Source organism: Mycolicibacterium tokaiense, assembly GCF_010725885.1.
Taxonomy (GTDB): domain Bacteria; phylum Actinomycetota; class Actinomycetes; order Mycobacteriales; family Mycobacteriaceae; genus Mycobacterium; species Mycobacterium tokaiense.
Genome location: NZ_AP022600.1, coordinates 1535643 through 1547434, shown reverse-complemented (window position 1 = coordinate 1547434; position 11792 = coordinate 1535643). Strand labels below are relative to the sequence as shown.

The 11792-nt window shown below is 68.4% G+C and carries 11 protein-coding genes; 2 read left to right on the top strand and 9 right to left on the bottom strand.

Going from position 1 to position 11792, the window contains the following annotated elements; translation table 11 throughout:
• Positions 1-100 precede the first annotated feature (100 nt).
• The 5 genes from G6N58_RS07415 to G6N58_RS07395 are packed head-to-tail and all read right to left on the bottom strand — an operon-like array spanning position 101 to position 5308.
• Positions 101-1855: an ABC transporter substrate-binding protein gene (locus G6N58_RS07415; protein WP_115279165.1), complete on the bottom strand. Its 1755-nt coding sequence runs from the start codon at positions 1853-1855 to the stop codon at positions 101-103.
• A 45-nt stretch (positions 1856-1900) separates the two neighbouring features.
• Positions 1901-3019, bottom strand: a complete 1119-nt coding sequence (locus tag G6N58_RS07410; protein ID WP_115279166.1) for a C45 family autoproteolytic acyltransferase/hydrolase — start codon at positions 3017-3019, stop codon at positions 1901-1903.
• A complete protein-coding gene (locus G6N58_RS07405; protein WP_163907969.1) occupies positions 3016-3732 on the bottom strand; it encodes an SDR family NAD(P)-dependent oxidoreductase in 717 nt (238 codons plus the stop codon). The genes G6N58_RS07410 and G6N58_RS07405 overlap by 4 nt, the downstream gene beginning before the upstream one ends.
• On the bottom strand, positions 3732-4514 hold the full coding sequence (locus tag G6N58_RS07400) for an SDR family NAD(P)-dependent oxidoreductase (protein ID WP_163907967.1): 783 nt from the start codon (positions 4512-4514) through the stop codon (positions 3732-3734). Before G6N58_RS07400 ends, G6N58_RS07405 begins: the two co-directional genes overlap by 1 nt.
• The gene (locus G6N58_RS07395) at positions 4511-5308 is read right to left on the bottom strand and encodes a polysaccharide deacetylase family protein (RefSeq protein ID WP_197746399.1); all 798 of its coding nucleotides are present in this window, start codon (positions 5306-5308) and stop codon (positions 4511-4513) included. The genes G6N58_RS07400 and G6N58_RS07395 overlap by 4 nt, the downstream gene beginning before the upstream one ends.
• A gap of 132 nt (positions 5309-5440) precedes the next feature.
• On the opposite strand from G6N58_RS07395, the gene G6N58_RS07390 reads away from it, so the two are divergent.
• Together G6N58_RS07390 and G6N58_RS07385 are read left to right on the top strand one after the other, a co-directional pair.
• Positions 5441-7504 carry a hydantoinase/oxoprolinase family protein gene (locus G6N58_RS07390; protein WP_163907965.1) on the top strand — a complete coding sequence of 688 codons (2064 nt, stop codon included), beginning with the start codon at positions 5441-5443 and terminating at the stop codon, positions 7502-7504.
• A complete protein-coding gene (locus G6N58_RS07385; RefSeq protein ID WP_115279171.1) occupies positions 7501-9147 on the top strand; it encodes a hydantoinase B/oxoprolinase family protein in 1647 nt (548 codons plus the stop codon). Before G6N58_RS07390 ends, G6N58_RS07385 begins: the two co-directional genes overlap by 4 nt.
• A 9-nt stretch (positions 9148-9156) precedes the next feature.
• On the opposite strand, the gene G6N58_RS07380 is transcribed toward G6N58_RS07385, so the two are convergent.
• The 4 genes from G6N58_RS07380 to G6N58_RS07365 form a co-directional block, all read right to left on the bottom strand.
• Complete coding sequence (locus tag G6N58_RS07380; protein WP_232067770.1) at positions 9157-9759, bottom strand: CIA30 family protein; 603 nt, start codon at positions 9757-9759, stop codon at positions 9157-9159.
• A complete protein-coding gene (locus G6N58_RS07375; RefSeq protein WP_115279172.1) occupies positions 9753-10220 on the bottom strand; it encodes a DUF4174 domain-containing protein in 468 nt (155 codons plus the stop codon). Before G6N58_RS07375 ends, G6N58_RS07380 begins: the two co-directional genes overlap by 7 nt.
• Before the next feature lie 42 nt (positions 10221-10262).
• The gene (locus G6N58_RS07370; protein WP_068919238.1) at positions 10263-10763 is read right to left on the bottom strand and encodes a lipocalin-like domain-containing protein; all 501 of its coding nucleotides are present in this window, start codon (positions 10761-10763) and stop codon (positions 10263-10265) included.
• A 101-nt stretch (positions 10764-10864) separates the two neighbouring features.
• Positions 10865-11788: a dihydrodipicolinate synthase family protein gene (locus tag G6N58_RS07365; protein WP_163907963.1), complete on the bottom strand. Its 924-nt coding sequence runs from the start codon at positions 11786-11788 to the stop codon at positions 10865-10867.
• Between the last annotated feature and the right edge of the window lie 4 nt (positions 11789-11792).

Here is an 11792-nt window from a genome sequence, read left to right as displayed (position 1 = left end):
ATTCGCTCCTCGGCGCTCCACATCGAGGGGCGGTGCGGCCCCGGTGTGACATGCAGTACAGCCAATCGGCGCCCGGGGTGCATCCGTCAGATGACGGACGTCAGGCCGACAGGTCGGTGGCGCACCACGAGGGCATCCGGAATCGGCGGCAGGATCCGAATGGCTCGGGAGCCAGCGCGCGGTGCGTGCCACCTTGGATCTGGTAGACCATGTGGGCCTGGCCCATCGACGCATCCGGAGTCAGGTCGGGGTACGAGAGCGTCGATTGGCTCGTGTCACCGAAGTAGTAGACACCGTTCACGCCGCGGTGCGGCCAGCGTCGCAGATACCGCACCACGTCGTCGGTGTGGCGGGTGCCGGTGGCGCACCAGGCCGCGGCCAACAGGTTCACCTGGTCGTAGGCGGCACCTGCTTGCGACCACCCCGGTGCGCGCCCGAACCGTGATGCGTACTGGTTACGGAACCGCTGTCCCAGCACGTCGTCGTACGTGCCGGTGGTGGTGGACCAGATGATGCCATCCGCTGCTCCGCCCACTGAATCCTGGAACCGCGGAATGGATGGCCCGTACACGCAATACACCAGGGCGGGAAGGCCCGCGGCCACGAACGCCTGCTGGAACGCCGCCAGCTCCTGGTCGAGGAAGTGGGTCACCATCACCACCTCCGGATCGGCGGCGGTGATGCGGCTCATCACCTGGTTCCAGTCCGTGGAGGGGACCGGTACCCGGATCAGGTCCGTCAGCGACCAGTTCGCCTGAGCGGCGGTGGCCAGGAAATGTTCGTTGGTCACCCGGGTGCTGGTCGTGGCGGCTTCGACGCTGACGATGCGGCGTGAGCGGGGGCGCCACACCTCGGCACCCTCGAGTTCGGTCAGCAGCCTGATGAGACCCACGCCGTAGAACGTCTCTGACGCGCAGGTCTGGAACACCGCGCCGTACCGGCTCGGATCGGACTCTGCCTGTTCCACCTGAGCGGCGAAGGTGGCGGTGTGCAGGAAGGGCTTGCCGTAGTCGGCGACGGCATCGATCACCGCCGAGTTCTCGGCGCTGGCGTAGCTGGTGGTGATGGCGTCGACCTCATTGGCGAACAACCGGCTCAACCCGCGTTCGACACTGGACCAGTCGAACAGATCCACATCGGCGGTCACCAGTTCGACGCGCCGGCCCGCCACACCGCCGGTGGCATTGATCTCCGCAACGGCCAGCATGGCGCCGTGTCGGACCTCGACCCCGTCCGCGGCCGCGGCTCCGGTCGGGATCAGTGAGCCGACCACGAGGGGACGGGTCCGGGGGTACGCGGGCCGCAGCGGCGGCACCGGGGTTCGGGGGACCGCGGTGACGACGGATTCGAGTTCCACCACCCCGATGCCCGGTGTGCCGTCGACGCCGCCCGGGATCGGCAGTCGGAGCAGGCCGGAGTCCACGGCCAACGCCGCCAGGCCACCGCGGGTGCACTGATCCAGCTTGGTGAGCAGCCGCTCGATCTGGGTCGACACCGTCCGGGCGCTGGTGCCGAGGCGCTCGGCGATTCCCACGTTCGTCAGGCCCAGCGCGAGCAGCGTCAGCACATCGACTTCGCGCAAGGTGATTCCGCGGGGCATCTCGACTTCGGCCACCTGGACCACCACCTTTTCGGTGGAGCCGCGGCGGGACCCGATCACTTCGGGGTCGTATCGGCGGCGTGTCAGGTGAATGGCCAACCAGGCATCGTCGTGGCGCCACAGGAACCGGAGGGAATCACGACTGGTCTGGAGGAAGCCTTCGGCGTAGTCGAGCACCCGTGGTGGCACAGCGGGGTGGGAGGGGCGGGTCCGCGCGCCCGCCTCGATGATCAGCTCGGCAAGAACCCTGGACATCGAACTCCCTTGACGCCGTGCCGCAGGGCGCGGCAGTGATGGACTCTACGCCCACACCTGCGCGTACTCGCGTGTCAGCCACTCTCCGCGACACGGGTTGCCCACCGAGATGTGGGCCCGCCGGTCCGCGGGTTCGAAGATCGCCCCGGTGGCGGTGGTCCACTGATCCATGCTGTGGGTACCCGGGTCGGGGTGACAGCAGATGCCTGCCGGCGACCCCGCGTGGTCGGAAAGAATGTTCTTCCACTGCTCGACGCCGCACTGCGGTGACTCCCGCGCCAGCCGGCGCACCCGCTGCAACCGGAACAGCGAATCCGCCATCAGCATGGCGCCGACATCGTTGACGGTGCCCGCGGGTGCGACCGTGAAGTGGTTGGCGTGCAACAGCAATCCATCGTCATCGGGGACGCCCCAGGAGATGTCCGCGTAACTCCCGGGCCGCGTCTCGGCGTCGACGACCAAGCCCTCCCCGGTCCCGAACAGATAGTTGGCCGAAGACGAGCGGTGCGCCGATTGCAGCAGCGTCGCCGCCTCGGTGGGCGTACGGCAGTCCAGCAGCGCCCGCAGCATGACGTGGTACGGGATGCCAGGCCTGCCGGTGTCCGCCGCGGTGACCAGTGCGTTGGTGGCCAGCGCCAGGCCCGCGGAGTTCATGCCGAGCTTGGCCAACAAACCGGCCTCGACGACGGTCATGAACGCCGGCCCGTTCTCAGGTGTGGATTCGACGAGCACCACGGTGTCGGCCGAGAACGTCAGCCAGTCCCACGTCTGTCCGATCAATTGGGCGCCCTCGGAGTTTCTGGCGGCGAAGGAGGTGCATTCGAGCATCGGCGGCAGTTCGGCACCGCTGGCGCGTACCTTGGCGGCGAACAGGATCTCAGTGCGCAGGTTCATCGCCAGGACGTCGACGAACTCGAGCCCGGCGCCCTCGGCGATGCCGGCCATCTCATCGAGGGAGTCGGGGTGGAATGCCCGGATGGGGTCGATGAAGGCCTGTGCCTCCTCACGCACCCGATCCCACTCCCAGGTCGCGAAGTGGGCGTAGACCTCGGCGTAGGCCGAGCGGGTGCGCTGTACCCGGTCGGCGGCCTGGCGGCCGTACTGCAGGCCGCGTTCGTGTGCCGCACCGCCGACGGTGATGACAGGCAGCTCTGCAGTGGTCATGAGACGAGATACCCTCCGTCGACGACGATTTCGGTGCCGGTGATGTACGACGATTGTGCACCGGCCAGGAACATGCACGCCGCGGCCACCTCGTCGGCACGCCCGAGCCGACCCAGCGGCAGGCGCTGCAGCAGTGCTTCGGTGGCGGCGGCGTCGCCGACGATCGTGGTCATCGCGGTGTCGATCACGCCGGGGACCACGCTGTTGACCCGGATCCCGGCGCCGGCCCACTCCACGGCGAGCTGTCGGGTCAGAGCGCCGACAGCGCCCTTGCTGGCGGTGTAGGCGGCGCTCGGTTCGAGGCTGTCCCCGCGCATCGCGGCGACCGACCCCAGCAGTACCAGAGAGCCCCCGGTGCCGCCGGCGATCATGGCCGCGGCAACTGCCCGGGCCATCAGGAAGCTGCCCCTGGCGTTGATGCCCACGGTGTCGTCCCAACCGTCGGCGTCGAGGTCGGCGGCGGCACGTACCCGGTAGACACCGGCGGCGTGAACCAGCGCATCCGGAGCGCACCCCCAGCCCTCGACGACACGGCGCAATGCTGTTGTCACCGAACCGGACTCGGCGACATCAACGGCGAAGCGATTGTCGGGTGCATCGGAGGCCGGATAGGTCCGGTCCAGGCCGGCCACCGTCCAGCCGAGTGTTTCGGCGTGATGGACCACTGCGGCCCCGATACCCGAGGCGGCGCCGGTCACGACCAGATGCGGCATCAGCTCACCACTATTCCACCATTGACCCCGATGGTCTGCCCGGTGACGTAGCCGGCATCCTCGGACAGCAGCCATACCACCGCCCCCGCGACGTCCGCGCTGCACCCGTGTCGGCCCAAGGGCACCTCGTCGCGCAGCCGGCCCTCGATCTCGGCGGCGTCCACACCGGCGGCGCGGGCCCGCAGTTCGATCTCCTCCTCGTGCATGCGCGTCATCATGTAGCCGGGGGCCACCGTGTTCACGGTGACGTTGAAGGGGCCCAACTCTATTGCCATGCACTGTGACAGAGCGTGTACTGCCGCCTTGGACATGATGTAGGCACTGCCGTTGCGCACGGGACGCTGGGCGAACACCGAGCCTATGTTGACGATCCTGCCGAAGCGTTGCGCCTTGAGGTGGGGGATCGCAGCCTGGGACAGTCGCACCACCCCCAGCAGGTTGACATCGAGCGTGCGCTGGATGTCGTCGACGGCCACCTCGTCGAGGTGCCCGCCGGGCCCTCCGATTCCTGCATTGTTGATCACGGCGTCGATGCGGCCGAACGAGGCCATGGCGGCATTGACCAGCGCCGCGGCGGTGTCGGCGTCGGCGATGTCGGCCACCGCGCTGCGCACCCGCCCGTCGAAACTGCCTGCGCTGAAACGCTCTTCGACCGCTGGATCGATGTCGGCGGCGACCACACACCAGCCCTCATCGAGCAGCCGGGTGGCGACACCGGCGCCCAGCCCGGTGGCGGCACCGGTGACCACTGCACAGGACAACGTGTCCGACGCGGCGCTCACGGGACCCACTGGGCAACCTCGCGGGCCGGGGCGATCCAGGCACCGGACTCACGCATGTCGGTCAGCAACCGGTCCAACAACTTCAGCCGTGACGGCCGACCGATGAACTGCGGGTGCATGGTCAGCATGAAGTGCGCGCCCAGCTCCGCGATACCGTCGAGTTCGTCGCGCCACAGCCGGTACACCTCGTCGACGGTTCTGATGGTCTTGGACCAGTCCGCCCCGGAGAACCAGAAATGGGGTGCGTCGTCGAGCAGCCAGGACACCGGGATCTCCACGATGCCGCCCGGGTGGCGGTACGGCCGGATGTCGTCCATCAGATTCGATGAGTACTGCAGTCCGTGTTCGGCCAGCAGTCCCAGGGTGTGCGGGCTGAAGTCCCAGGAAGGCGACCGGTATCCGACCACCTCGGCACCCAGTTTGCGCAGGCTGTCGAGGCCGTGTACCAGTTCGGCCTCCTCCTCCTGCGGGGTGAGGTTCACCGGGGAGCGGTGGGTGTGGCCGTGGTGTGCCACCTCGTGGCCGGCGGCCAGGATCTCGCGCACCCGGTCGGGGTGGCGGTCGGCGTCGCGGCCGCAGATGAAGAACGTGGCGGTCACCTGGTGGCGGGCCAGCAGCTCGAGCAGCAGCGGCACCGCCACCTTGGGGCCGTAGGTGCCCTGGGACAGCACACCCGGGCGGCCGGCATTGGCGGGGTCCTCGCCGATCCACACCTCCTCGGCGTCGAAGTCGAAGGTGATACTCGCGCCGTAGCGGGCGCCGTGGGGCCAGGCCGCCTGCGATTCTGCTGCCACCCCCCGATTCTGGCCGGTGCCGACGCCTCCGGCATCCGCCATCTGACGTAGAGGGCGTCCGTCGATTGACGCATGACGACGTGTCCGGCCCGGCGGTGTACTGAGCGTCGAGCGGATACGGAAGGGATCGACGTGGAACAACGCAACTGGACGGTCAGCATCGATGCCGGCGGCACCTTCACCGACGCGGTGGCCCGGCACGTCGATGGGCGGGTGCTGGTCGCCAAGGTCGCGTCCACGCCGGAGGATCCGTCGCAGGGCCTGGCCAACGCGGTCACGTCACTGGTCGAGCAGGGCATGCCGGTTGACCAGGTGGCCCTGTTGTGTCACGGCACCACCGTCGCCACCAATGCCGTACTCACCGGAAACCTTGCCCCGGTGGCGCTGTTGACCACCCGCGGGTTCCGCGATGTGATGGGGTATCGGCAGTCCAGCAGGCCGAGCGTGTACAGCCTGACACCGGCGCGACCCGCCGAGCTCGTCGAACGTCACGCCCGTCTGGAGGTCGACGAACGTCTCACCAGCACCGGTGACGTGCTCACCGCCCTCACCGATGACGAGATCGACAGGGTGGTCGCCGAGGCCCGGGCACTCGACGTGCAAGCCGTCGCGGTGAGCCTGTTGTTCAGTTATCTCGACGACACCCACGAACGGCGGCTCGGCGCGGCACTGCGCGCGGCCCTGCCGGGAATTCCGGTGGCACTGTCCAGCGAGGTGGCCCGGGAGTTCCGCGAGTACCCGAGGACGGCCACCACGGTCATCAGTGCGGCGTTGCGTCCGGTGATCGGCGGGTACATGCAGCGCGCGGTGACCACTCTCGAGGGGGTCGGGCTGCGGGGGTCGTTTCTGGTGATGCAGTCCAACGGTGGCAGTGTGCCCGCGGCGCGGGCCGAGGACGCCGCACATCGCCTGGTGCTCTCGGGTCCGGCGGGCGGGGTGGCCGGGCTGGTCGCGGCCGCCGGGCGGCACGGCCTGCAGGACGTCATCAGCCTCGACATGGGTGGTACCTCCACCGACGTGTGTCTGGTTCGCGCGCAACGCATCCCGTTCACCACCTCGCAGGTGGTCAGTGATCACGTGTTGTTGGCGCCGACGGTCGACATCCACACGATCGGGGCGGGTGGCGGCAGTGTGACGTGGACCGATCAGACCGGCCGGCTGCGGGTCGGCCCGCGCTCGGCCAAGGCAGTGCCGGGGCCGGCGAGCTACGGGCGCGGCGGCGTCGAACCGACCATCACCGACGCGCACGTGGTGCTGGGCACGCTGGGCACCGACGAGTTGGCCGACGCGCTGGTGCTGGACCGCGATGCGGCGCGCGCCGCCGTCGACCGCATCGGCGCGGTGGTCGGCATGTCCACCGACGAGGCAGCCGAGGCGATCCTGGCGATCGGCTTGGCGCACATGGTCCGCGCGGTGCGCAAGGTCAGCGTGGAGCGGGGGCTCGATCCGCGGCGGTTCACCCTGGTGCCGTTCGGTGGGGCGGGACCGCTGCACGCCGGGCTGCTCCTACGTCACCTCGGTCTGCGGGGAGTCCTGGTGCCGCACTGGCCCGGCCTGTTCTCCGCCGACGGTCTGTTGGTCGCCGGGCTCCGCCTCGATGACTCACAGACCGTGCTGACGGCCTTCGGCGACGAGTCCGTACCCCGTATCGCCGACTGGTTCACCAGCTCCGCGGCGGCGGCCACCGGGCAGCTGCTCCGCGACGGCGCCAGCCGCGACCGGATCACGGTCACCGCCTCGGTCGACTGTCGTTACCTCGGGCAGGGGTATGAACTCAACATCGCGCTGTCTGACTGGAATGCCGAGCAGCTGAACCAGATTCCCGATCTCTTCCATGCTGCGCATGCCGAGCGCTACGGCCACGCCAACCGGTCCGAGCCGGTCGAATTGGTGACCGTCCGGATCGCCGCGGTGGGTGCGTATGACCGTGGCTCCAGCGGGGGCCAGATCCCGGCGGGTACCGGGCACCCGGAGCGCGCGGTGGTCACGCACCGCGAGGTCCGCATTCCCGGTTTCGCATCCGCCCGGGTCCCGATCTACGAGCGCAGCCTGCTCTGTCATGGCGACCGGATCATCGGGCCGGCGATCGTGCGGCAGATGGACTCCACCACAGTCATGCTCGAAGGTCAGTGCGCCGAGGTCGCCGAGGGCGGCGATCTCCTGATCACCGAATCAAAGAACGGAGGCGACAGATGACCACGTCGGCGCACCAGGTGGACACGGTCACGTTCGAGGTGGTGGCCGCGGCTCTCCAGTCGGCGGCGGAGGAGATGGGCAATGTACTCAAGCGGTCGAGCTACAGCCCCATCATCCGCGACATGGACGACTTCTCCTGCGCCCTGTTCACCGCGGATGGGCAACTGGTGGCGCAGGCCGACTACATTCCGGCGCAATTGGGCGCGATGTCGTTGGTGGTCAAGGCCATCATCGGCCGCTGGGACGGCCGGATCTGCGACGGCGACGTCTTCATCTCCAACCATCCGTTCATGGGCGCGATGCATCTGCCCGACGTCAACGTCATCGCTCCGGTGTTCCTGGACGGACGACTGGTGGCGTGGGCGGGCACGGCCGCGCACCACATCGATGTCGGTGGGGTCAATCCCGGCAGCGAGGGACCGGAACTCGAAGACATCTTCGGTGAGGGACTGGTGCTGCCGCCGGTGCGCCTGGCCGTCGGGGGTGTCGAGAACGAGGACCTGGTGGCGGTGATCACGGAGAACATCCGCGATCCGCGCAGCACCGTCAGTGATCTGCGCGCCCAGCGGGCGGCGTGTGCGCTGGGCGGCGAACGGGTAACCGAGCTGGCCGAGATGTACGGGGTGGGCGCACTGCTGGAGGTCATGGACCGCATGCTCGATGCGGTGGAGCGCGGTGTCAGAACAGCGTTGACGGCCCTGCCCGACGGTGCCGGCGAAGCGGAGGGGTTCCTCGACGACGACGGGCGCGGCGGGCCGCCCACCCGCATCCACGTCCGGGTGTCGAAACGCGGCGATCATCTGTCGATCGATCTGACCGGCTGCGATCAGCAGGTGGCGGGCGCGATGAACGTGCCGTGGGCGAGTTCTCGCGCCGGAATTGTCTACGCGGTGCGCGCCGTGGTGGCACCGGAGCTGGGCGCCAACGACGGATTGTTGCGCGCTGTCGACGTCGACGCTCCGCTCGGGATCGTACTGAACCCCGAACCGCCCGCCGCTGTGTCGGTGCGGCACAACACATGCCAGCGTTTCGCGGACACGCTGATCCGGGCGATGGCGGACATGTGGCCGCAGGCCGCGGTGGGTAGCAGCACAGTCAGCTTCTTCTGCTGCAACATCGGATCGGTCAGCCCTGTGACCGGCCGGCCGTCGGTGATGGCCGACGTGGTGGGTGGCGGCACCGGAGCCACCGCGATCGGTGATGGTATCGACGGAGTGGACACCTACATGTCCAACGTCGGTGTCATGCCCACCGAGGTGGTCGAGACCAACTACAGCGTGCGGGTTCTCAAGAGCGAGTTCATCCCCGGTTCCCAAGGGCTGGGCGAACACAACGGTGGTCTGGGGTTGCGGCGCGAGTACCAGATCATCGATGTGCCCCAACGGGTTACGTTCTACTCAGAACAGACGCATCCGGACTTCGCCCCCCGCGGCGCCAACGGCGGCGGCGACGCCAAAGCCACCACCGTGACCGTCGTCGGCCCGGACGGCCGTGAGATCACCGGTCTGGCGGACAAGGCGTCGCTGACCCTGGAGCCGGGCACCGTGCTGCGCGTGGAGACTGCGGGTGGCGGCGGGTACGGCAACCCGCAGGCGCGTGCCGACGCGGCGCGGGACTACGACCGGCGCAACGGGAGGTTGTGACGGGGCTGGTCAGCGCACGGCGTCGATCGCGTCGAGGGTGATCATGAACGGGCCCTGCTGTTTGTCCAGGATGTAGATGCCCAGCTGATCGATAGCGGCAGGGTCCAGGGTCGCCGGCGCTTCGGGCGCGGGATCCAGGCGCATGCCGACCGGCTCGAAGTTGGCCACGGGCAGATCATGGGTCTGCTGGACGCCGGCCTCGGTGGGGAAACGCTGGATGTAGGACCACGGCTGCCCGGCGATCCCCACCTTCAGCAGATAGGTCTTGCCATCGCCCACCGCTTGGACGCGCAGCGCCGTCGCACCCGCCGCCCGCTGCCCGATTTCGGGGTCTTCGGGGCTGCGCGTGGACGCGAAGCCGCCGTTGTTCTCCAAAGAGAGGTCACCGGAGAACACCAGGGCGTTGTCGCCGAAGGACACCGAGGAGGTGGACCTGCCGCCCATGACCGGATCGTTGACCGTGGTCCACCCGGCGACCTGTTGCGCGTCGGAAAGATTGACGAGTGCAGTGACGGAGTCCTCGGCCGCCGCGCTGGCGCAGGGCACCATGGCCAGAACCGCACCGGCACAGGCTATTCCGGCAAGCCAGCGTTGCTCGTGGGTCATCAGCATCCTCCCGACTCTGCGCCGGTTTCGCGACTGCGCATCGGCATACCATCGATCACCGTGTAGACGAGGCCCAGCTCTGGCACCTGGTCCACGCGGTACTTCTCGCCGCCGTCCTTGCCGATCAGCACCGCGGCGAACGCATTCGGATCGACCGCGTACCGGTCAGCCAGTCGCTGCGCTTCCTCGGCGGTGATGGCTTGCCCGTCGAGCGTGCTGGGGCCTGCGGCCACCACCACGCCGAGCACCATCTGACGGTCGTCGAACTTGCACCGTGTGGCCTCGATCCGGCTCACCGTCTCGGTGAGCCGCGGGTCCTGATTCGTCGGCGCGAAGAGCAGCAGCGGGCGGCGCTCCCAGAGGTAGTCCCCCAGGTCGGCGGCGGCCGGGGCCGACCCGAAGACCCCTGCGGTCACCAGCACGGTGACCAGGAACGTCGATCGCCGGATGCCGCGGGTGAGTGCCATGGTGATTCGACTGTACCCACCGGCGCATCCTGCAAAAACGGGTCAGCGCACCCGCTCGAAGACGATGGCGATTCGGGTGCCGTCCGGGCGGGTGAAGTTCTCCGTCATACGGTCGCCGTCGACGATGATGCGCAGATCATCGGTCGTCCTGACATCGCCGACCCAGTTGGGAAAGGTGGAACCCTCCACGCGATTGCCGCTGAACTGGCCGAACTCGTCGACGGTGTAGGTGCCGAACAGTCCGATGCTGCCGGCCATGGCGGCCCGGTTCTCGGCGTCGGTGCCTTCCCCTCGTGCATCGGAGGCAAAGGGCGGGACGGATGCATCGGTGAGCACCTCGACGAAGCGCATGTCCGGGGTGAAGGCCAGCATGCCGTTGGGCTGCTCACCGTAGGCCGGGGTGGAGACTCCGTCGCGTTCGATCTCCGCCGAGACCATCCGCCACGTTCCCACCACCTGGTTGGGCGCGGCGGCCGCCTCGGTGGACAGACCGATCGCGGCCAGGATCGCCATGACAGCAGCGAGGAGAACACGCAGGATCATGGCACCGAGTATGCCGCCGCACGAGGCGGCAAGCCTGGGACGGACAGTCCCTTGCTAACGCCGGCGCTGGACGCAAGCCGGCGCCGGCGAGAACGTCTTGGTCAGGACAGCCCGGCGGCGCGCACCGCGTCATGGATCAGCGAGCGTTCGGCGGGGGACACCGGCAGCACGGGAGGCCGAGAGTACGCCTCGTCGATCCTGCCGAGTACCTTGAGCCCCTCTTTCATTCGATTGAACTGATCGATCACCGGGGCTGCATAAAAGACCTGTGTCAGCTCGTAGATCCGATCCGCTGTGTCGCGGGCAGCCTTGAGATTGCCGCTCTCGACCTCGCGGAAGAGCTCTACCTGCACGTCGGCGATCAGTGAGCCGTGGCCGCTGAGGATGCCGTCGGCACCGAGAGCCAGCGTCGGCAGCAGCGCTCGGCTGAAGCTCGTCAGCATCGACACCGGGCGGTCCAGGCTTCTCACCGCACGGAGGTTCGCCTCATAGGCCAGGATGTCGACGCTCCAATCCTTGATACCCGTGATGTTCTCGTTGGCCAGGCACAGCTCCGCCAACAGGGGTGCCGGAACGTTCTTCGCCGAGGTGGCGGCATCGACGAACAACACCATGGGCAGGTCGGTGCTCGACGCTATCTCGCCGTAGAAGGCGTGGACGACGTCGGCGCGTAGACGCGCACCGTGTGCGAAGAACAGCGACGGGAAAACCAGCAGGCCGTGGGCCCCGGCGTCCTGGGCCATGGCGGCGGTGCGGACAGCCGCGGCCGCACTCGGATCCGCGACGCCACAGAGAACCCGCACCTGGTCGCCGATTTCGTCGACGGCAACCCGCACTGCGAACGCCTGCTCCTCGGGTGACAGTGAAAGCACCTCGCCCGCATCGCCATTGACGGCAACGGCAGTCACACCGTCGGTTTCTGCCAGATGGCGAAGGTGTCGTCGGAAGTTGTGCTCGTCGATCTCGAACGAGGCGTCGAAGGGCATGACCGCGGCCGGGATGACACCGCGGAATACTTCGTACATAGCT